General features: G+C 33.9%; 19 protein-coding genes and 1 tRNA gene. 4 read left to right on the top strand and 16 right to left on the bottom strand.

Annotated features, from left to right (window positions below; translation table 11 throughout):
* Nucleotides 1-1476 precede the first annotated feature (1476 nt).
* From F1Z66_RS04770 to F1Z66_RS04740, 8 genes are all read right to left on the bottom strand, one after another.
* A complete protein-coding gene (locus tag F1Z66_RS04770; RefSeq protein WP_149862463.1) occupies nucleotides 1477-1743 on the bottom strand; it encodes a hypothetical protein in 267 nt (88 codons plus the stop codon).
* A 1424-nt stretch (nucleotides 1744-3167) separates the two neighbouring features.
* On the bottom strand, nucleotides 3168-3725 hold the full coding sequence (locus F1Z66_RS04765) for a protein-tyrosine phosphatase family protein (protein WP_149862462.1): 558 nt from the start codon (nucleotides 3723-3725) through the stop codon (nucleotides 3168-3170).
* 294 nt (nucleotides 3726-4019) lie between these two features.
* Nucleotides 4020-6434, bottom strand: coding sequence for a hypothetical protein (locus tag F1Z66_RS15270; protein WP_154670487.1), 2415 nt, complete (start codon nucleotides 6432-6434; stop codon nucleotides 4020-4022).
* A 146-nt stretch (nucleotides 6435-6580) separates the two neighbouring features.
* Complete coding sequence (locus F1Z66_RS04755) at nucleotides 6581-7177, bottom strand: hypothetical protein (RefSeq protein ID WP_149862461.1); 597 nt, start codon at nucleotides 7175-7177, stop codon at nucleotides 6581-6583.
* A gap of 230 nt (nucleotides 7178-7407) precedes the next feature.
* Entirely contained in the window at nucleotides 7408-8124 is a 717-nt protein-coding gene (locus F1Z66_RS04750; protein WP_195907478.1) for a hypothetical protein, read from the bottom strand.
* Between the two features lie 129 nt (nucleotides 8125-8253).
* Complete coding sequence (locus tag F1Z66_RS04745; protein WP_149862459.1) at nucleotides 8254-8886, bottom strand: MEDS domain-containing protein; 633 nt, start codon at nucleotides 8884-8886, stop codon at nucleotides 8254-8256.
* Nucleotides 8887-9212: 326 nt separating this feature from the next.
* The gene (locus F1Z66_RS15265; RefSeq protein ID WP_154670486.1) at nucleotides 9213-9356 is read right to left on the bottom strand and encodes a hypothetical protein; all 144 of its coding nucleotides are present in this window, start codon (nucleotides 9354-9356) and stop codon (nucleotides 9213-9215) included.
* A 35-nt stretch (nucleotides 9357-9391) separates the two neighbouring features.
* Nucleotides 9392-10867 carry an anti-phage dCTP deaminase gene (locus tag F1Z66_RS04740; RefSeq protein ID WP_149862458.1) on the bottom strand — a complete coding sequence of 492 codons (1476 nt, stop codon included), beginning with the start codon at nucleotides 10865-10867 and terminating at the stop codon, nucleotides 9392-9394.
* A gap of 568 nt (nucleotides 10868-11435) precedes the next feature.
* On the opposite strand from F1Z66_RS04740, the gene F1Z66_RS04735 reads away from it, so the two are divergent.
* Nucleotides 11436-11681 carry a hypothetical protein gene (locus tag F1Z66_RS04735; protein WP_149862457.1) on the top strand — a complete coding sequence of 82 codons (246 nt, stop codon included), beginning with the start codon at nucleotides 11436-11438 and terminating at the stop codon, nucleotides 11679-11681.
* A 338-nt stretch (nucleotides 11682-12019) separates the two neighbouring features.
* Here the strand turns inward: F1Z66_RS04735 and F1Z66_RS04730 are convergent, their stop codons facing one another.
* From F1Z66_RS04730 to F1Z66_RS04705, 6 genes are all read right to left on the bottom strand, one after another.
* The gene (locus tag F1Z66_RS04730; protein WP_149862456.1) at nucleotides 12020-12901 is read right to left on the bottom strand and encodes an AlbA family DNA-binding domain-containing protein; all 882 of its coding nucleotides are present in this window, start codon (nucleotides 12899-12901) and stop codon (nucleotides 12020-12022) included.
* An 87-nt stretch (nucleotides 12902-12988) separates the two neighbouring features.
* Nucleotides 12989-13621, bottom strand: a complete 633-nt coding sequence (locus F1Z66_RS04725; protein ID WP_149862455.1) for a hypothetical protein — start codon at nucleotides 13619-13621, stop codon at nucleotides 12989-12991.
* Complete coding sequence (locus F1Z66_RS04720; protein WP_149862454.1) at nucleotides 13608-14060, bottom strand: HTH domain-containing protein; 453 nt, start codon at nucleotides 14058-14060, stop codon at nucleotides 13608-13610. Before F1Z66_RS04720 ends, F1Z66_RS04725 begins: the two co-directional genes overlap by 14 nt.
* A gap of 153 nt (nucleotides 14061-14213) precedes the next feature.
* Nucleotides 14214-16091 (bottom strand): hypothetical protein, encoded by a 1878-nt coding sequence (locus tag F1Z66_RS04715; RefSeq protein WP_149862453.1) that lies wholly within the window; start codon nucleotides 16089-16091, stop codon nucleotides 14214-14216.
* Nucleotides 16092-16128: 37 nt separating this feature from the next.
* Nucleotides 16129-17313 (bottom strand): hypothetical protein, encoded by a 1185-nt coding sequence (locus F1Z66_RS04710; protein WP_149862452.1) that lies wholly within the window; start codon nucleotides 17311-17313, stop codon nucleotides 16129-16131.
* A 14-nt stretch (nucleotides 17314-17327) separates the two neighbouring features.
* Nucleotides 17328-17519 carry an AbrB/MazE/SpoVT family DNA-binding domain-containing protein gene (locus tag F1Z66_RS04705; protein WP_149862451.1) on the bottom strand — a complete coding sequence of 64 codons (192 nt, stop codon included), beginning with the start codon at nucleotides 17517-17519 and terminating at the stop codon, nucleotides 17328-17330.
* A 58-nt stretch (nucleotides 17520-17577) separates the two neighbouring features.
* Here F1Z66_RS04705 and F1Z66_RS04700 point away from each other — a divergent pair, with 58 nt between their 5' ends.
* Together F1Z66_RS04700 and F1Z66_RS04695 are read left to right on the top strand one after the other, a co-directional pair.
* Complete coding sequence (locus F1Z66_RS04700; RefSeq protein WP_149862450.1) at nucleotides 17578-17988, top strand: hypothetical protein; 411 nt, start codon at nucleotides 17578-17580, stop codon at nucleotides 17986-17988.
* An 89-nt stretch (nucleotides 17989-18077) separates the two neighbouring features.
* Nucleotides 18078-18473, top strand: coding sequence for a hypothetical protein (locus tag F1Z66_RS04695; protein WP_149862449.1), 396 nt, complete (start codon nucleotides 18078-18080; stop codon nucleotides 18471-18473).
* Here F1Z66_RS04695 and F1Z66_RS04690 read toward each other — a convergent pair.
* The gene (locus F1Z66_RS04690) at nucleotides 18456-19742 is read right to left on the bottom strand and encodes a hypothetical protein (protein ID WP_149862448.1); all 1287 of its coding nucleotides are present in this window, start codon (nucleotides 19740-19742) and stop codon (nucleotides 18456-18458) included. The genes F1Z66_RS04695 and F1Z66_RS04690 overlap by 18 nt on opposite strands.
* A gap of 44 nt (nucleotides 19743-19786) precedes the next feature.
* Nucleotides 19787-19877 (bottom strand) — tRNA-Pro (locus tag F1Z66_RS04685).
* A 545-nt stretch (nucleotides 19878-20422) separates the two neighbouring features.
* Here F1Z66_RS04685 and ahbA point away from each other — a divergent pair.
* Nucleotides 20423-21415, top strand: a complete 993-nt coding sequence (gene ahbA / locus F1Z66_RS04680) for a siroheme decarboxylase subunit alpha (RefSeq protein WP_149862447.1) — start codon at nucleotides 20423-20425, stop codon at nucleotides 21413-21415.
* Nucleotides 21416-21449: the final 34 nt, after the last annotated feature.

Genomic DNA, 21449 nt, shown 5'->3' with positions numbered 1-21449 from the left:
TCATCGTTAAGGTCGCCATCTTCAAAATAAGGATATTGTCCGCTTTATTAAAAACTACTGTAATATACCCTAAATAAGGAAACGTTTCAGGTTCAAAAATATTTCATTTACCGGGCTTACAAATTTTATTATAGGGTCATAATCCACACCTACGTTATGCCAGGTTACGGCTGTATCTTTACTAACTAACAAGTTTTGTGGAATTTAGGACGCAATGGCCAATGGCCAATGGCCGCTGACTTTTCTTTTGATTAATTGATTCGTAGGCTTCAGTTGGTATAAGGATTACAACATTATGAAGGTATTTTCAATTTGTATTGTTTTTTGGTCGTATACTTCCCCAACATTAATTGAAGTTTGGTTGTTGTCGAAGTAATATTGACTGCAACACGGCAAGATTATCTTCATTTGTATTGCTTAAAAAATACACGAAACAGCAAATGCGGTCAAAAGGATGAACATTAAAGGTATTCATTCATTTACTTGACCTTTGACTTTAGATGGTATTTTGGATGAATTACTATGAAAAGATTCTTTTTCTTTCATATAATTTCAGAAAAATTTTGCACAATGGAAAAATAATAAGGCATATGAGATAAATATCTAAATCAGCGACGGCAGAATAAAGCAGTAATAATAATCAAAATCTCTAACGACTCAATCCCTTGTTTTAACTATGTTAGATAATAGATAAATTCTTTTTTTGTTTATTGCGTTTTCTATTCTTCCCACTATCTATTTCGAAATCCAATGGATGAAAAGTTAACACGATATTGTTACCATACAAATTGTCTACAGTATGCTTGATCCCTACTAGGTCAATTCATATTCACTATGGAGATCTGGAAACTGATATGTGTGTATTGTGGATGAATAAAGATGAGTTTCAAATAATATGGATACAGCAAAATCTAATCGAATTCAGTGGGAATTTGACAACAGCCTATGAAGCAAATGTATAGATGTTAAGATCTAAACCTTACAGATGTAAAGTATTGTAATAAATATGGAAAGAATTGGAACCATGTAAACAAATAACATGGTTTTTTGCCTTACCAAATTTGTTAATATGCCCTGCACAGAATGGATGAAAAAGTATTAATTCTTTTGCGGACAACTTTTTGCAGACTTATTCACAGTAGATTGGACATATGTTTCCCATCTGTTTTGATAGCCAATAGTAAGTTTTTATCCGGATAAAAAACAGGCCAAATCAACACAATCAAACAGCTGAGGTAACTTATATTTTAATGAATGATATAACCAATGTAATGTTACATATGTTAACTAAATATCAGTATGCTCACAAAGGCGAATGTCAGCAGATTCTCATTTTTTTCTCAAATACGCAGTAGTTATTCTTTATTTCATGTGAAATGGACATTGTACATTTATTTAAAATGAAAGTCACTAAAATAGTAATATTATAATTGGCAGTAAAAATAATAATTAATTTTTATTTTAAAAATAAAAAGTTTATCGTTGGCCTAAAGCCAAATTACCAAGCTGTTCTTGTAATTGTATTCCAACGTTATTGCATGAAGCTAAGGTAAATTCTCCAGAAACACATTGTGCATTCTGTTCGTTTGCTTGTCCTTGTTCAATTTCTTGCTCAGCGTCATTGTGTTTTTTTGTGGCAAATGCCATATTGTCGTTACCGAATGCAACTACTGAACCTACTAAAGCTGCGGCAACAAAGATTGCTACTATGCCCATTTTATGGTTTTTTGTTACGTTACTCATTATAATCATAATGTATAATTGAAAAATAACTTATCATAGTTTGGATATTTGATTCTGAATTCTTTTTTTATAATAATATTATACATTAATTAATAGATTGATTTTTCTACTAGAGTTTAACAAAATTATTGATTAATTTTTTTTGACTATGACTTGTAAAAAAGATATAATCTAAACATCAATAAAGTTAAAAGATCCATTCTATACGCGTTAACAAGACTGCTGTGTCTCCTCCTTGATTTGCTTCATCCACTTCCAGTCATTATTTGAAGCACAGTTGGAATAACTACTAATTTAAATACGTATTATTTGGAACAAAAATTATATCTTATTTGTTCATTTACCAAAGGGATAAACAGATCTCATCTTTTTGTGTACAAATAGTTTGACCGCATTATTTTTTTGTAAAATATATATTACTTATTGCTAGACGGTTATACAAGTTCTAAAAATACTGCATTTTTCAATAATAAAAAAATAAAGAAAATAAAATAGTTCCAAAGCCTCGAGGTTTCGGTTTCGAAATGACTATTAAGAGAAGCTAGAAACTGAATTTAGTCATTATGAGACATATTCATCATTAATCAAAAAAAATCGTCATATTTAATATTCACTTTGCAAAGATCGAGTCAACAGAAGAATTTTTCACTCATATTGTACGTGTGGTAAAAGGATATCATTTTAAGAAGAAATCTATCTAACCTATAATTATTTCTCTCTCAGTAACATTTTGATACTAAAGACTTGTTATTAAAATCAATTACATGTTCATCAATATCTTGCAATCATCAATATTCCATTCCTTAGTAATCTTATTAGATATGATTAGAGTTATGAATCAATACACATCTCAGTTTCATATGTTCCTCCATAGAGAATAGGTCTTTATTGTAATTAGCGTTATTTAGTACACCTCTGCAAAATTGTGAGCTAAACACTCGATCAAGAATGAGTATTGCAAAAATATCATAATACTGTTAAAGTCCCCATCCAAAGATACTTTTTTCATCTTTATAGAAATTCACATCTTTTTACGATATCTTAAATAGGAAAGAAACAACATTATCAAAGAAATCTCCTACTTGTTCTAGGTCATAACTATAGTTGAAGCTACCTATATTAAATACAAATAAAAACATGAACATTAAAACTTGTTTCTGTGCTTCTAATTCCAAATTTTTCTTTCATCTTTTGTTTTATTTGTGAATATTAAGAAAGTAGCAATATAACAGTGGGCCAGACAGTGGTGAAACAAATTTGACCATCATGGATTAATTTTTCCATATACTCATATATACAGAATCTTGAGTAGACTAGCATAACTGAAAAGGCCGAAAAGTAGGAGATTTCAATTCGTATTGCGTATTTACAAGCACACACTTTGACGACAGTTTACAACTAAGATTATTTGTAATTTTAAAACATCAAGTGGAGACAAAGGTTTTGCTATTGTTAATTCCGAATAGTTCTTTTAGTTTTATTATATGTGCATTTTTGATATTTGCTTTGCTGACCATTTTTTTTACTAATTCTACCGCATTATCAAAATCCATTCCAAAATGTTTTACAAGTACACCTACAGCAATAGCGTTACTACGTGATATACCATAACTACAACAAATTACTACCTTTCCATGCTGATTAATTGTGGCTATAGCCGTATCAATACATTTCTCATACTCTTGTAGGCTGTTTGAGTCATCATCAACTAGATGTCTAACACTGACTACTCTCCAACTTTCAGGAGAATCTTGATCAGGCTGATAAAGTCCCTCTTGTAGAAATGAGTAATGATATTCACCCATGCCTGCAGTAGATAATTTATCAGGTATTATGATGGAGATAGTCATCTGTAGATCCCTACATTGTTTGTTATAATAATTAGATATTAATCCATCTATCCTTTCTAATTTTAAAGGAATTACTATTGCAATATTAGCAAGTAGGAGAATATTCGAGTTAATTTCGTATACCTTATTCATGGATCTCTTACAACATTAAAAATTTAAAGACAATAGACAAAATCATAAACTCAAGTCAATTCAAATTTTTTTCGATATCGAAGATTCAATTTAGTATGATCAATGGGCCAGAGGTTTGTGAAACAAATTTGACACAAATGACGGATTCTTTTTTAATTATTTGTCTATATACTGGCCTAGAACGGATTGGGATATTGCTAGTATAAGGTCAAATAATTCTGGATTTATATTCAAGTAGATCAACTCTTTCCACATTCTTCATAATACTATGGAGGGATGGGATTTGTTCGCATATTAGGTACCGCCGTTGTCATCACTACCGCTTTGACTATCATCACTTCCGCCGTTGTCATCACTTCCGCCGTTGTCATCACTACCGCTTTGACTATCATCACTTCCGCCGTTGTCATCACTTCCGCCGTTGTCATCACTTCCGCCGTTGTCATCACTTCCGCCGTTGTCATCACTTACGCCGTTGTCATCACTTCCGCCGTTGTCATCACTTCCGCCGTTGTCATCACTTCCGCCGTTGTCATCACTTCCGCCGTTGTCATCACTTCCGCCGTTGTCATCACTTCCGCCGTTGTCATCACTAATATTGTCACTAGATTGAGAATTGTCAAGCCTATCATCAGAGTCTGAAAGCGGCTGTTCAGTTGTAGTAGATTCGGCTGTAGGCTGTTCAGTTGTAGTAGATTCGGCTGTAGGCTGTTCAGTTGTAGTAGATTCGGCTGTAGGCTGTTCAGTTGTAGTAGATTCGGCTGTAGGCTGTTCAGTTGTAGTAGATTCGGCTGTAGGCTGTTCAGTTGTAGTAGATTCGGCTGTAGGCTGTTCAGTTGTAGTAGATTCGGCTGTAGGCTGTTCAGTTGTAGTAGATTCGGCTGTAGGCTGTTCAGTTGTAGTAGATTCGGCTGTAGGCTGTTCAGTTGTAGTGATAAAAGGAGTTAAAGTAGAAGGTAAGGATACCACGCTAGAGCAATTAGATTTAATAGATGTCAAACTTTCACATGGTGCAACTGTACTTATTGCTAGTGTGGCAGTTTCAGTTGTTGCTAGTGTGGCAGTTTCAGTTGTTGCTAGTGTGGCAGTTTCAGTTGTGGAGAGTGGTGGCGGAGGGGCGTCAACTGGAGGACCTGTTATGGGAGTAGAGACACATCCTCCACCTGGCGCACAATAACCGTGTAAAACACCATTCCAATAAGTGTAAAGATGAGTGTTACCTTCACTATCGGTAAAATTACAATTAACAGCAGCAGGAAGTACAGGATTCTGCGTACATTCTGCATTATCAGATTTACAATTACCTGAGCCCACGTTTTCAGAGGTGCACGGGGGTATTGGAGGAGTCTCAGGTACACATTGGCCATTCTCCAAGACCTCGCCTTCACCACATGTTGGAGTCTCAGGTACACATTGGCCATTCTCCAAGACCTCGCCTTCACCACATGTTGGAGTCTCAGGTACACATTGGCCATTCTCCAAGACCTCGCCTTCACCACATGTTGGAGTCTCAGGTACACATTGGCCATTCTCCAAGACCTCGCCTTCACCACATGTTGGAGTCTCAGGTACACATTGGCCATTCTCCAAGACCTCGCCTTCACCACATGTTGGAGTCTCAGGTACACATTGGCCATTCTCCAAGACCTCGCCTTCACCACATGTTGGAGTCTCAGGTACACAACCCTCAAATGTTAGAATTTGACCAGGATTACAAATTGGAGGGAGACTTCCGACGTTATCTGGATTATCTGGATTATCTGGATTATCTGGATTATCTGGATTATCTGGATTATCTGGATTATCTGGATCCACATCATTATTTTCAGCAAGACAGGCACTATCACAAATTCTGGCTGATACCGATTCTACTACAGATCTGGGACTATTGTCCTCGTTATTACTGCTTCTAGTATCACTTACTCTTGTAATGGGGTTGGAATTAGAGACGAAAGGAGCTTTTTTGGCTTCAGCTTTCAACGAATCCATCATCTTTAACCCGCCCTTAAAAAAGAAGAAGGCAGTACTTACAATTAGTCCACCATAACTTAGCACCTTTCCGGCCGCCACTATTTCCGGCTGCACAGTAACAACGCCAGCTATAGCAATAGAATCACCTAATACTTGCATAGAATCGCCTATAGCCGTACCATAATCTCCATTTTGATAAGCAGCATGAGCACTCTGCGCTGTTAGTAACAACCCAGCAACTGCGAAGATTGGAACAATTGTTTTCAATCCTTTGAAAATCTTAAAAGGATTCTTTTTTACTACTGAAGAAGGCGGTTCAGGAGTTGATATCTTAACTGTATCCCCGTGGATTTCAGCATTAGTAGGAGGGGTGGGAGTTGTTGTTGTTACTTTTGTATCCCCGTGGATTTCAGCATTAGTAGGAGGGGTGGGAGTTGTTGTTGTTACTTTTGTATCCCCGTGGATTTCAGCATTAGTAGGAGGGGTGGGAGTTGTTGTTGTTACTTTTGTATCCCCGTGGATTTCAGCATTAGTAGGATTTTGTTCAGAAATAGGAAAATCCTTAGAGATAAATTCATCTGCAGGCGGCCCAGTTCGAATTTTTGGATCTGATTCTCCAGAAGATTGACCATATACATTCTCCATGACATTCATACCCACGAGAGATGGAGAAACTAATAATGAAATTACTAAAAAAAGTGTTAAGCCAAATACAAACAAATGATTATTTTTTTTCATTCACTATGAGAGCATTTACATTTGTGGTATTTATCCTTACCGCATGCCAATTAAGCTCAAATTCAAACATTCTTCTCCAACAACTCAATTGCAAATACAATCTTACTGAAAAATTTATAATTCTAAATAACTACATTCGATAAAAATTAATTGAATCTAATTGATCCAACTATTGAATTTATACTTTGTATTTCCTGTAGTTCTAATTCATCATTTGCAGGATATTGTATAATAAACCCATTAGTACTATTTTTTGTAACATACAGCTGAGTCAATACCGTATTGCTAACTATATCGGTTAAGTCAACTTTAAATGCTGCTAATCCCCCTATTGAAGTCGACGAAATATTACTCGGTTTTATAATATCCACAGGTAAAGACATTAATGAAGAATTCATGAAAGAATGAGATGTCATGGGGGAAGGAAGTTGTTGATACATTACCATAATATTAGCTCCAGTTGGTTGCTTTGGATATAGAATTAATAATGGTTTACCAATTTCTTCGATAGTCATATCAGTATTATTATCTTGCAATTCTTCTATAGCAGGACCGAATATAGTTTCTAATTGTTGATTGGATGCAACTTGCCAATCTGATGGATAATGTATGGTAAAACCTGTAGAGTTATCATTAAACGTATTTGTTAAGTCTTCGAGTTGCGTCTGAGCATTTGCACTATAAGGGAAAAGCATCAATCCTAACGAAAGGATAACTAAAATTATAATTAAATGCTTATTCATTACATCATTGAATTGCAGGTTATTTAAAAATCTTTATTTTTGCAATCAACTCCATTATCATTAACTATTATAATTAACATATTGTGAGTAAATGAATATGGTCCGATAATATAGTTTGCATGTTAAGCATAGTCCATACTTTGGAAATAATGAAAAGACAATAACTTCAGACTGGTTAAACATATGTGGAAAATAAATAATTATAAAAAATTAAGTGAACCTGATAAACGCTAATTATCTGCAAACCCTTGGCCTAAGTCATTTGGTACTGCATCATCAAATTCTTGTATCGCACGTTCCGTATTTTCAATTTGCTGTTCTGATTGAAACCTTGCTGCCTCTGGATTCCCATAAGTGAATGCTGGATCCTGTATTTTAGGACAAGGCAAACCACCCATCTTAAGTGTTGTGCAGTATCCCCCAGGATCATCAGAAAATAGCATGTTATTACATCTCTCCTGGCTAAATCCTGATTTTAAACAATTATCATTTAATCCCTTGCCAGATTCTTGAGCAGGAAGAAGGTTATCATTTTCAGGAGTATCAGGGATAGATTGGAAATTGTCTTGCTGTTCTTGTTCTTCAGGTTCTAATGAAGGTTGAGAGGCTAGATCTCCATCATCATTATCTGTTATTGCTGAATCATCTTGTTCATCGCTACTATCGTCGGAACTTGAACTAAAGTCATTACACCAGTCGTCTCCAAAAAATTCTCTATCCTCAGGATCACAATCATCGTCATTGGCATCAATATCATCATTGGCTTCTGAAGAGGAGCCAAAGTCATTACACCAGTCGTCTCCAAAGAATTCCCTATCCTCAGGATCACAATCATCTTCATCATTTGAATTACTACTGGCATTACTGAGAGGCATAAAAGGTTCATTTAAGCATGTTGTTCCTATTAATAGGAATAATAATAAGAAAATAGTCTTTATATTATTCATAAACTGTTACAGAAAAATGTTCCATATTAAGATTGAGTATTTTTATAACATTGTTAGTTCTTTAAGTTAACGTTAATACTCGCTTTTATAAAATAGACTAATAGATTAATAAAATTTGGCTTATTTATCTCATGACTTGAATTCGAACATGTATTGTCTAGCAAACTTGGGAATTAGTTTTCCACTGCTGTTGACTATTATATCATGACAATTAAATAATCTAGAAAGACAGACATTAATTGGAAACTGATTCAATAATGATTTTGGATATGCACAAAGAATAGAACCTTCTAATGGATTTTGGTTACACCATTGTTCAACTTGAATACATTGTTCTAAATGCTTATTTTGGAGTAACAACGTTGTGCAATCGCCAATTATTCGAATAAACTTGTCAGATCTATTTTTGTCCTTACTGACAATATTTGTTATTGCTTCTTTCAATTCATCATAAGATTCTAAGTTTCCTGCCATTGCATTAACATAATGAGGTCTCATATCTATAAGAATCAAATTTCCTTCCTCTAGATTTTCTTTGTAGTTTGTAATTCGCTTCGAAAAATCGTCCAAGTAACCTTCATTTGCTAAACTAACCGAAGCATAAATGCATAGTTGACCTCTCTTTAGTCCTTCATTAATATAAGTCGCTATTGCTGTATCTAAATCAAACTGATTTTCATGAATTAGGATTATATGTGCATTAGCGGTAGGGCTGAGAAGAATGTTTTCATCATTGTGTTTGGATATGAATTGATTACTCATCTTTCTCTCCTTTTTTCATTCCCACTAGTTCATGTGTCGATATTGGGATAGACATGAAATTTGGAGAATACAACAAGATTTATCGTTATGATTTAACCGTAGTTAATATAATAGCATTACTTTTAGACATAGGAGATATGGTCCAAACTCTTTCATTCAAATAGAGCGGTTAGGAAATGGTGAGGTTAAAAGACGATAGATCATTTCACTTAACAGTACCAGGGCTATCGCCAATGCACGATAATCCAAATGTATCTTTATTCTAGGATCAAATAGAATTATTAGTCGATGAAATTCATTAAAATATTGTTAAATGGATGAACAGATTACTCTTTTGGTTTATCTTTTTTATAGATCTTTAACCACGGTGGAATTTCTTTAAAATTTTCTATTTCTCTATTCATTTCTTCCTTTAACGTTAACTCCTTTTCTTTCATACTTACTTCACATTCCCAATTAGCCTTGAACATACCTACACAAACTCAGTGTAAGGGAGTATATATCATTATTCTGCTAATTTCTTCTTTAGAAAATCAACTGCCTCAATGACTTCGTTGGCTTCTCTCGATATATAAAATTCAGGGATTTCAGAGTATCTTAATTTAGGATGAGTTCTATTCCATGAAATTATTTTTCCGTCATCATCCTTACGTTGCATCATTCTGAATAATTCGATATACTTTCTTGGAGAAATTCCAATAAAAGATTTAAAGTATACCTTATCTTTGTTATTGCATTCGCTACCTATTTGAATATAGTCGGAATACATATCTGCTGTCAGACTTTTTGGATATGGCTCTATGTAAATGACCTGCTCTATACCTGCTTCAATAATGTGTTTTGCACAGTTATGACAAGGAAATGTAGTAGTAAATAATTTGCAATCATTAGTACTCATACCATTTCTTGTAAGAGAAAGTATTGCAGACATTTCAGCATGTATTTCTCTATTGTATTCAATAATATTCATAATTTGGGAATTCTTTAAATCAGGTTTGATTTTTTTAATCAAATCAGCAAATTCATTATCCTTGTAACACTGTTTTAACAATTCTAATTCATTCAATTTGCGAAGTAGATCTCCCAAAACGAGAAGCTTTTTTTCATCACTTGTATCATAACTTGAGGTATAGCTTCTTTCATCATAGTTGTTGTTTTGAATGTCTATATTACTTAATGGAATATCATTCATCCCAGTTGAAAGTATGTCTCCGTTTTGATTAGTGATTGCGGCCCCCACTTGACGTGCCAATGAGCTTGAACGCAGTGCGGCTGAATAGGCATTGAACATTCCAAATTCATCATTTGTAGGAATATGAAACGTATTGCCAAAAATAATTTCGATAAAACGCTTCAGCGATTGTTTTAAGGTTTGATCAGTTGTAGCATCAATAAATACATCCGCTTCAGGATATGTGTCCCTTATATTTTGTCCATGAGGATTTCGTTCTTTCTCCGATTCATCACGTTGAATCAATTCTTCAGCTTTTACATTCATTCTGTCATATGGTTGACTAAACTCGGATAGGCTCATTTTTTGAGAAAGATGATATAGTCTTTTTTCTCGGGAGGTATAAACGGATATAGCATAGAATGACGATTTATACACATCTCTCAAGAATTTTAGTTCTGATGGATGCTTAAGAGAATTAATTATATATACAGTTCTTTCGAGGGGCTTTTTTAAGTCATTTAGAATGTTATTTCTATAAGTTCTTATTTTATATATCGACAATCTGGCTAAAATATCATCCATCTTGCTTTCTTTTCTTATAGAATTACCCAGATTCATGAAACCATTAATTCTTTCAAATTCCATCGATGAATTGATCTTTTTCGCTTCGGGAAATTCACCCAATATTCTACTTATTTTGAACTCTTTGGTTTCATATTGTATATTATGAAATAGTGAAGTAAGAACAGACAAAACAGTTTCAAGATTAGTCCCAGCTGGACCAATTAGTCCTAAAAATAATTCCAATTACTTTGCCATATTTAACTTAACTACCTTTATTTAGATTTTGCAATTCTGTTTTATAGAAACATACCCGAATATAGATTATTATATAGTCAGTTCTTGATGATAGCATCCTCTAATGATCAGATGGGCCACCGGTTCCCAAATTCCTTATTGTAGTTCTCAATTTCTAATATCTCTGTACTCTTTATGAATACGTCAATCACCATATCTAAACATCAATTATTTCATTTTTGAACACGCTGCTCCAGATTAATTGCTTCAATCTCTTTTGCATTTTCTTCGGCCTTATCTATTTTCTTCGAAATATCATTAAGCATTTTCTTTCTTATTAAATACAATTTTCATCTGTTTCCTCACTTGACTGAATTTCATTTCCAATTTTATATCTTGCTTAATAGCCGGCATAAGATCTATTAGGGCTTCCGGCTTAAACGCCTCCTATATTCCTCCCATGCCCCCAGAGTTATTACTAGACATAAGTTACAAATAGAGAAATGTGAAAGGAGAATAGAGACCCAAAATCATACCCTGCGATTCTTTAATATACTTTAATAGCGGAATTAGTAGTATGTCTTTTGTAATTCCAGTCTCCAAAAAGGATCCAAATTCAATAGAAATTATGCATACTTATCTAAAAGATCAGTCTCTATATGGTCATGTTGGAAAATATTATCATTTTTTACCGAAAATAGTTTGTACTGATTGTGACCAAAATTGCTCTTACAATCCTATAGCCTTGGGTATGACAACTCCTATTGCGGTTGTATGTGGTAGGTGCGATTTTGTATATTTTGATCACGAAAAGCAGAGTTAATATCAGAAAATAAAAAAATTAATTATTTCTAAAATATATCCATCAACAGTTTTGGAAATATCCATCTATTATAAATCTCCGTGTAGAAGATCTGTCAAAGGATCAATATTACGCGATTAAGGATTTAGCTCCTGATACATCTAAGCTACCTGTAATTATAACAAAAATGAAATTGATAAATTCTTATTATAGCCAAGACCAAAAATTCACAAACTAATGGCAGAAATGCTTCAATGAATTAGTGAAGACAATTTCATACACCTATCTCTAATTGTCATTGAATTTCGATGGTAAGTGATCTACAATAAAATGCCAAATTGTAAAAAAACGAGCATGGTCTATTCCAGAAGTGGATTTTTAATTTGAAATTGATTTTCGATTCTTTGAATAGTGACCTCGACATGAGGAATCAACTCTGCGGCAGTTTGATTGATAAAAATGTTATGATCAATTACAATTTGTCTTTGGTTTGATTGTGGAAGAATAATTCTAGAATTAAATAATTCATTTTCTAGGTTCATTCGAGATATTTCTTTTCTAATTAGAATTAGATTCCGTAATATTCCTGGATCTTTTCCTAGGATACTAAATAAGTCAGAAACTAATGATGTAATGGTTGTTGAATCCAAAATAAATTGGTAAAAATTGCTGTCAGGAATACCATTATTATAATATTCTCTAATTCCTTTCAACGTTTCTAAATTTAGAAATAGCTCTATATGAAGTAATTTAATTTTTTCTCTTCGTTCTTCATATCGTTGAAAAGACATTCTAATTTCCTGATAAGTCATTTCAACGTTTCCCTTGTTTGTTCTTTTCCAAAATTTTCTCTTATCTGAAACCGATGGTATATGGGGCCTTTCATCGCTCAAAGGTATATGAAAAATGGCTATGACTTTATCCGAACTTGGTAGTTTTATTATTTTCGGCAGGTTAAAAGGCAAGGATGGTTCGGCGTTGACTAATTTTTGACCAAATTGATGGGCCAATTCAGTGTGATTATTTATGCCCACTATTTTCCACTCATTATTCGATTGCCCTATTCCCAATACAATAAAGCCTCCATTTGTATTAGCGTAAGCACAACATGTTTTGGTAAGAGTTTCTGCCTCTGGAAGGATAAGTTTGAAATCGTGTCGATCGCTTTCATTGATTTTGGCAGTAACTAGTTCTTCTATCACTTTAAGATTCCAGTCCTCTAATTTCTGCGGTACAATCATTCAAATGATAAATCAAGACAAATAGCTACATTTATAGTTAAAATTATCTTTATTCAAATACTATTGAACCTTGCTATTCGGGATGGTTCACCACTTTTCATACAATAACTTACAGTAATGATCAATGCACTCTTGTCGCATCCTTTCTCTATCATAACTATCATCATCTCGAATTATCTTGTCAAACAGTTCTTCACCCAGTTCTTCCTTGTATTGATCGAGATCTACTATCGTCTTTTTTTCCATCCATTCCTGTATTACTTTATCATCCTCTATCATTCCAGTTCTATTATAATATTTACATTCAGGAACACATTTGTCTCCTGTACATCCATATGCTTTACTAATAGGGATAACAACATCATGATTAATATCAATATTCAGATGAGCTATTCCGACTTTACCATACGTCGTATGCTCATGGACAAACCATTCAGATTTGGCTTTGTCATAACGTTCTTCCGGCGTAGTTTCGTACAAATAACGCGCCAAGTAATACTCAAATTCATCAGGAGTCATTTCGTATGCGTCTAATGCATGATCCCAGATAATCTGACCATGCTTTTTTAATCGCTCAAACTTGAGAGGCTTATAACCATCAAACTTTACCAAAAGATCAACCTCATTTATCTTTTCGGCCTTCCCTAACTCCTCTTTTCTATCTTTTTCTATTTTACCTAATTTCTTATTGAATTTGTCTAGATATCTATCGATTTTCATCTTCGTTAGCAAAAGCAGAAGATATTTTTTCTACTCTCTCTTCCAGCGCCTTCATGTAAACCAACGATGGACCTTCTGATACCAGTTTGAACATAGACTCATAGCAAGACTTTGTTATCTCCAATGCTTTCAGTCTATGGGACCAGGTTAATTCCAGATCTTTCTCTTCATTATTATATATTTTCCAAGACTCTTTTAGAATACTTCTTATTCCTTCTATTGAACTTTGATACATAAATGGTAAGGTTTCCTTTGCAAGAGAATTAAGAGCATTATTAGATTCTTTTGACAAGTATTGAATATCACGACTTACAGTTGAGGGGTCGATATTCAGCTGCTGAGCTATCTGATATCCCTTAAGCCCTTTTGTCACCAAGACCATAACTTTTTCTCTTCTTTCAACAATTAACTTGTTGTTTGTGTTATTATTGGCTGACATAGTGATTGCAGATATTGCATTTAATCAAGTTCAAAGCTATAAAGATATTGCATGGTCTGAAACGGTGGTCATCTAAATTTCTAAATAATAGGAAATATATCGTAGTAACCGTAGTATCGTCGTAATTATTTGAGGTTATCTATCTAGAATTTATTAATTGTTATTATTCCTGCAATTAGGATAGTGACTTAACAGATCCCATTTGTCTCCTCTATGATCACAGCGTTTGCATTTCCAAATATCGCTATGTTCATGAATTCTATCAGCGATTTGATATATGTTGATTACTCTGTTGATATTCTTGTCGTCATTGTCATGGACATCGGGAATTTTATTATCAGAGTTTGGGCCTCTATGTCTTAATTCGGACTTTCGTTCTATTTCTATGTTCTCTGAATTTGTGAAATTAAAAACGTTCATTTCAGTTATTGTTTTACCAGACTCACGGTCACTACTACGATACGACGATAACGACGGTATTTTTTCTGTATTTGTAATTCGGATAACCCGACTTTTTGTTTTGTTATCATAGCCATGAGAAATTTCAATACCTCTATTTTTCAGAGTGGACGATAGTTCGTTGATTTTTCTTGAAAGCGAATTAGAAGAATTTGGCCATGATTTGCTTCTTGCAAGTCTTTCGTCTTTGTCGCTTAAAGCAGATGTCAATGTAGAATGCAGTTCGGTTGCTGATCCATTCCATTCAGCTTTACCCTCCATGAATTCAATTAGGACTTTAGCAACTACAGACGATTCTATTATTTCTTCAAGTTGCAGATTTAAATTCTCATAATATATGTCTAGAAACTGTCCTTCTTTATTTCCAAGAGATTGAGATACGGCCTCACACCAAACAGCATAGTCTGACATCCTTGGTAGTATTCCCTTTCTTTTCAGCCTATACTTGACATCGTAATTGATAGTCATGGCTTTTGCCAAAGTGTCAAAAATGACTTTGAGAATCCAGGGTTTTAAATTGTTAAACTCGTTAAGTATATCTTCTTCTGTTTTTCTGTTCTTGTTGTCTATTTCTTCAAGCTTGATTATAATACTTCTGTCTAATACATCGGGTTCTGAAAAGGCGACGTTGATTCCGTTAAAAATAAAACAATGTTTGTATTCATATATTTTGTCCTCATCATTGGTATAAAGGGCTCTTTTTGTTTGACCCACACCTGTTACTGCCTTACATACTTCGTCAGATAGCCACTTTGGATTGTATTTTAGATTATCATATGCTGGTAAATAGTAGTGAGATAATTGCTGGATAAACTCGCCTGAATTATTATGCAGGGTTAAAAGAGATGGTTTTGCTGGTTCTACAATGCTTTTTATCATATACTGAAAGGTTGACTTTGCACTTCCCTTGCTTCCATGAACTAGCATGACAATGTGTGGAATATCCGGAACAAAGTACGATATCAAAGATATTTTTACCAATAATTTTGATTCTTTATTTTTGATATTGGTCAAATTATCTAAGAAAATGTCTAAAGCATCTTTCTTGTTTTTGTCCTGCGAATGTTCATAAACATGTTCTTGATAAGTGTCTAAATCATTAGCAACAACTGGTAACACTTGAGGGATTTGATTATACCTTCTGAATAAGGGAACTGGAGTTTTATCTAATATCTCCCATTCAGCTATGCCTTTCTCTTTATTTTTAAATATTCTGATAGATTGATGTTTATCATTGGTCAGGTCATAATACAAATCATCATTGTATTTTGCCACCTTTAGGAACAAGTCGTATTTTGTACCTCCGAATTCGGCTTTGGCTTGAAGTATCTGAGACACATCCTTTATCGTTTCTCTGCTTAATACATGGCCATAAGTATCATAAAACGACTTTGAGATAAATCTGGTGAATTTGTTGCTGTTTATAGGAATTATTTCAAGGTGATCATTATTTACAAATACTCTAACATGACCTTCACCAAATTGATCCTTAAACAAGGTTTCAATTTTCTCTAATGCTACTTCCATTAATAACTCTGAACTGGTTTTTTTATCGTTTGAGTCATGATTCATCAGTATCTGCCCCGTATGTAATTCTCAGAATTCTTGTCTAATCGCTATCGCTCCCGTCTTTGTCCTGCGATGATGACTTGCCGTCGTTATTGTCTGAATCGTTTTTTGTAAAAACCGGGTCTTTCTTTGGTTTTACACCATCACAAAATAATGCATCAAGGACCAATTGAAAAAAGATTTCTCTAGTTTCTTTTGGCAATTTTTCTAAGGCGGATAAGAGAGAGACATCTTTTTCAAAAAATGAAGGGTTAATCAGTATCTGTGAGTTGTCTGTGACTATATGATTAGAATCCAAAATGCGATTGCCCTTCTTATCCGTTTTTATACCAAATCTATGAATATAATTCAAAGCAGAGCAAATTAAGTCATCTTTTTCTATATCATATTGGTAGGTTTTCTTTACCGCATCGTCTATTAAGAAAAAGGGAATACCTTCTAGGTCAACTTCGACTTTGTAATTTATATTATGAGCAACAGCATTCTCAAGGGCCATACGAATTATCTCAGACCTCTCATAAACTGGAAATGCAAGTAACATTTCTAATAATGAAGGGCAGGCTTTAAAGAGAGAATGATTAACGAATGCTTTAAAGTTATCCTCATCTATTTTTCCAGAACCTGGAAGCCTGTTAGGATAAATGAGCTTTGTATTTATTACCCTATTTCCTTTCTTATTTATTCTAGTACCGTAGGTAAGTATATGATTGCATAAAGACGCTATTTTTTGCTCGTTCTGCTGCTTAAAAATGGAAAAGCCTTTTGATTGATTATTTTCACATTGATTTCTATTTTGTATCTCAATATTTAATACTTCGTCAACTGCTTTACTTTCGTCGTTATCATTCTCAGGATTGATACCCTTCCGTTTGAAATATGACAAAACTTTCTCGATGGATTTAGGATATTTGTTAAGATACTCGGTTATCGTATGAACAACCTCAGGTCGTATGAACTGATCATTATTTATTAATCCAATTTCAACCTGCTTGATAAAATCAAAAGCATTTTCACAATCACTTAATTCAATTTCAATTTTTCCTTCACCAGTCTCAATGATGATATGATATGTAGTTATGGTAAGAGAATGAATGAGTATATTTCGTAATGTATCATTAACAGCGAACCCAAATGTATTCTTGTTGATTTTAAAAGCAATAGGATCGGTGAAAGGGTTATTCTTTGAAGGATTATTGTTGTTATTGTTAGAAATTTCTTTTTCCAAGTTTTTCATCTCACTTAAGCTTTTTCTATGATAATCTTGTTATTTTCTTGGAATACTTTTACAAAGTCTCCCTTGCCAATGCCCAGGTTAACTGCGTATGATTTTGGGAGAACTAAAGAAAATGAGTAGTCTCCTACTAATCCTTGTATTTTTCTATATGCTATCTCACGAGGCGGATTCTCAGAGATAGACTCGCTATTTTCCATAAGATACAAACCATAATTAAGATATATAGTAGAGAAGGATTATACGCCTTGTTACGCCATGGCCAATTACGATAAGTTACTTCTTGAAGGCAAAATCCAAAAGTTAGACAATAGAATTCTGAAAGAAATAGAGATTACCGGAACAGTGGGGATCGCGCATTTCAAACTAGCAAAGAAGTTGAAAATAGATAGGGATACTCTTCGAAGACATATAAAGTCATTACAAAACTATGACATAGTAAAAAGATACGGCGAGAGAGGAAATTATTATATCTTACCAGAAATATCTAATGACGAAATTATTAAAGGGAATGGCTTAAAGTCACTATTTGTAAATAAACTATTAGGATCTGCTTCATCGGTTACGTTTACTTCTGCCTATACTTCTCAAATGCTATATACAGGAAAGACTAATACCGAAAAAGCACAGATAGAATATTCGGAGAGAATAGTGGATAAAGATACTTAAAATTTATAAACCCTCAGTTTAAGAGTTTCCTAGAAAGGATTATTTTTGAATTTGTTAATCAGATCGGCTCTTATAGTATTTTTGTTTTCTTGAAAACTTTTGAGAATTATCATGAAAAAGATGACATATACAGGCCTTTGAAAAGCGAAGGAATAGAGTGGTTAAAGGCGGCCCTTAACGAAAAAACATTAGAAACATATGACAAATTTTTAAAATCAGTTTTGTTACATGATTTGAAAGACAACCAAGAGAAAGAAGTTATGAAACATATTGAGAAAAACAGTTTGCATCTTACTAAATCAGATAAAAAGAAAGTAATAACAAAGGAAGCTTTTAAAAATTTGTATCCAGTAATTTACAATCAATTACAACAGTTCTATGAAGAATCATGGGATGAAGGAAGCAATAAGAAAAATATTTTATTAAATTTATCAGAAGAAAAGAGACTATCCAGAAGAAAAGAGCATTTAGGGAAGTTTATCTGATTTACTCATCTTATCCATCAATATCTGGACTTTGTCAGATAGCATTAACAGAGTATCATTATTTTGTAAGTTTTGCTCCTTTAATATCCGTATTTCCTCGTCTTTTTCCCGAAGTTTTCCTTTTATTACGTATTCATTATTTTGATTTTCTTCTCTAAGCTGTTGAACTTCTTTCTTTAAAGTAATACCATCTGAATTTACCGTAAGCAAATCAACAGCCTTTAGATAATCATCTGAGACTTCTCTTTCTGTAGGTCTATAGTAACAATCAGACAAACCAATATTATGACCCATGGTAATCTCTACATTAATAGGTCGCATAACTTGCTCTGCTCTTGATTTATAAAACTTCCTAAAACCATGTGCTGCTTTAAATTCATGTCTTTTTGTTCCATCTTTGAGTTTATTTCGTATACCTTGATCCCATAGTGCTCGTTCTAATAGTCTCTTTATACCAGTATTCTTAATTTTTTTAGGTATGGTAGCAAGTCCCCATCTAGCACCATATCTTACATTAGTTGTTTGCCAGAGATCTCTCATTAGCCAACTCTCGCCATTTATGTCCTCTCCATATGAGGCACGGAAATCCATCCAATCCTTTAATGCCTTATAGGCTTCATGAGTAATAAAAGAAAAATATTCTTCAACATCACCTTCGTAAACCTTTAGTTTGGCCGCTACTACTACTGTTTTATCATCATGGTCGTAGATAGGAGTTACATGTTTCCATTTGAGATAATCCCAAGCGCCTAATCGTATTCCTGATGATACCATAGTATAAACAATAGGTTTAATCCTTCTATCGGGATATTCAACAAGTTTTTGGATTTCTTCTATTGTGGGTGCTCTGTCATTTGCAGCTTGTACTGCGCGTGGAAGGCCTTTCATCAGTTTCCTCCAAGGGATATTAAGGTCTGAGGAATCACAGAATAATTTTATTGCCTTAATAAAGTTCCTTAATGTAGACGCAGTTATTTCTCCGTTCTGGACTCTTTCTTTTTGAAATTGTAAAAATATTATCACCTGTGCAACAGCCCAATTAGCATCATTTTTTCCTTTATTGGAAAAATTATTGCATCTTAATTCCATATTGGTATTATTTTCCAAGTCAAAATTGATATGATTAAAGAAATGTCTAAGTCGTCTTTCATAATATTTCCTAGTGACTTCAGATCTGATTGAAAATACAAACATTCTGTATGCACTTGTCAAATAATTGTTGCCTTCACTACCCGTCAAAGAATTTAGTTCAACGGTGGAATTTGACATATCCTCTATAGAAAGCGGTGCCTATTAAAGCGACAATATTGATGTGGGGCCAGAGGGATTCGAACCCTCGACCGCCAGCGCCCCGGGCTTATACCCAAAAATGGATGGTATCCTGCCAAGCTAGACGATAGCCCCTCGTTTTATCTAGAATATGCCTCATTTTTAAACCTAAGGAAATAGCAAGTTACGTTTTCTGCCTATTCGGGTCAGTTTTACTTATAAGCATAAAAAATTTTATGGAGGTAATCTTGTTAAAATACCTGATTTTGCATGGTTAATACGTATTAGGCATATCTACTGGGATATCTTTTTCTTGGCACTACCAGAGTTATATTTTATGGGAAACTCATGTCGAAATTGCATAAATGACAATTGTGTAGCATTACTTATGGGACTACGCGACAAAAAACTTATTTGATGGAGATTCGCCTTTTATGTTTTCAAAATTGCAAGAATTTTTCCCTGTATTTTGAATAATAAGAAATTACTGATTAAAACATTCGGCTAGCAAATCGTGACTGTGATTTTATTTTTCTGTCATTTAGGATATCAACGAGTAAAATGTCGAGGGGATATTCGATCACAATTAGCATTAACTGTAGATAAACAGTTATGTCTGATAAAATAATCGTTGAAGGATACACTTTAATAATTAAACATTACTCTATAGCACATCACTTATGCTGGTTAATGAACTAGACGTCATAGATAAGCAGATATTAAACGATATTCAGTGGTCATTTCCCTTGGTCGAAAGACCCTTCCTTGAGATGGCAAACAAATACAATCTAACCGAGACCGAAGTGCTTAACAGAACCCAAAGACTAAAGGATATTGGTATAATTAGACAGATAAGTGCGATATTTGATACCCGTAAACTCGGCTACAAAAGCGCTCTAGTAGCATTTTCAGTTGAAAACAACAAGATAGATTATGTCGCTAATGAGATAAACAAACATCCAGGTGTAAGCCATAATTATGAAAGAAATCATGAGTACAACATTTGGTTTACCTTGGCAGTTTCACCCGATGCTGATATGAAAGCAGACCTAGATAAAATGGCTGCTTTGGATGGAGTCATAAAATACAGAGTACTTCCTACGCTGAAGATGTACAAGATTGGCGTTAAACTAGATATGGTAAACGCGGATGCCGAAAAACCAACACCAACAGACAGCGTAAAGAAACTGGAGGGAAAAGCAGAAAAAATATCAGAGACAGATAAAGATTACATCAGACAGCTACAAAAAGACATTGAAATTGTCAAAGAACCATTCAAGTCAATGACTGATAATCTTGGAATAACTCTTGAAGAACTATTTAGCAAAGTAAAAGAATACCAAGACATTGGGATAATGAGAAGATTTGCCGCTATTTTGAGGCACAGGCAAGCAGGATTTACTGCAAACGGTATGATCGTTTGGAATATCCCAGAAGAAAACATAGATGAAGTCGGATTAAAGATTGCATCGTTTCCGCAGGTCAGTCATTGTTACAGACGTCCGATATACCCTGACTGGCAGTTTAATGTGTTTAGTATGATTCATGCAAGATCGATAGATGCTGCAGAAAAAATTGCAAAAGAAATTTCAGAAATAATCAAGATAGACAAATACAGAATATTATTTAGCTCTAGAGAATTTAAAAAGGACAGAGTAAAGTATTTCGAATAAAAAATCTACTACTACTTTTTTTGTTAGCAGTTTT

The sequence above is a fragment of the Candidatus Nitrosocosmicus agrestis genome, from assembly GCF_008389435.1.
Taxonomy (GTDB): Archaea; Thermoproteota; Nitrososphaeria; order Nitrososphaerales; family Nitrososphaeraceae; genus Nitrosocosmicus; species Nitrosocosmicus agrestis.
Note: the sequence above shows the minus strand (reverse complement) of the source record. Positions and strands in the feature narration are given on the sequence as shown.

Excerpts from the sequence above, each read along its gene's own strand:
- F1Z66_RS15270 (WP_154670487.1), bottom strand. The coding sequence starts at position 6,434 with ATGAAAAAAAATAATCATTTGTTTGTATTTGGCTTAACACTTTTTTTA.
- F1Z66_RS04755 (WP_149862461.1), bottom strand. The coding sequence starts at position 7,177 with ATGAATAAGCATTTAATTATAATTTTAGTTATCCTTTCGTTAGGATTG.
- F1Z66_RS04715 (WP_149862453.1), bottom strand. The coding sequence starts at position 16,091 with ATGAATCATGACTCAAACGATAAAAAAACCAGTTCAGAGTTATTAATG.
- F1Z66_RS04725 (WP_149862455.1), bottom strand. The coding sequence starts at position 13,621 with ATGAAAATCGATAGATATCTAGACAAATTCAATAAGAAATTAGGTAAA.
- F1Z66_RS04745 (WP_149862459.1), bottom strand. The coding sequence starts at position 8,886 with ATGAGTAATCAATTCATATCCAAACACAATGATGAAAACATTCTTCTC.
- F1Z66_RS04750 (WP_195907478.1), bottom strand. The coding sequence starts at position 8,124 with ATGAATAATATAAAGACTATTTTCTTATTATTATTCCTATTAATAGGA.
- F1Z66_RS04720 (WP_149862454.1), bottom strand. The coding sequence starts at position 14,060 with ATGTCAGCCAATAATAACACAAACAACAAGTTAATTGTTGAAAGAAGA.
- F1Z66_RS04730 (WP_149862456.1), bottom strand. The coding sequence starts at position 12,901 with ATGATTGTACCGCAGAAATTAGAGGACTGGAATCTTAAAGTGATAGAA.
- F1Z66_RS04690 (WP_149862448.1), bottom strand. The coding sequence starts at position 19,742 with ATGTCAAATTCCACCGTTGAACTAAATTCTTTGACGGGTAGTGAAGGC.
- F1Z66_RS04765 (WP_149862462.1), bottom strand. The coding sequence starts at position 3,725 with ATGAATAAGGTATACGAAATTAACTCGAATATTCTCCTACTTGCTAAT.
- F1Z66_RS04735 (WP_149862457.1), top strand. The coding sequence starts at position 11,436 with ATGTCTTTTGTAATTCCAGTCTCCAAAAAGGATCCAAATTCAATAGAA.
- F1Z66_RS04700 (WP_149862450.1), top strand. The coding sequence starts at position 17,578 with ATGGCCAATTACGATAAGTTACTTCTTGAAGGCAAAATCCAAAAGTTA.
- F1Z66_RS04705 (WP_149862451.1), bottom strand. The coding sequence starts at position 17,519 with ATGGAAAATAGCGAGTCTATCTCTGAGAATCCGCCTCGTGAGATAGCA.
- F1Z66_RS15265 (WP_154670486.1), bottom strand. The coding sequence starts at position 9,356 with ATGTTCAAGGCTAATTGGGAATGTGAAGTAAGTATGAAAGAAAAGGAG.
- ahbA (WP_149862447.1), top strand. The coding sequence starts at position 20,423 with ATGCTGGTTAATGAACTAGACGTCATAGATAAGCAGATATTAAACGAT.
- F1Z66_RS04770 (WP_149862463.1), bottom strand. The coding sequence starts at position 1,743 with ATGAGTAACGTAACAAAAAACCATAAAATGGGCATAGTAGCAATCTTT.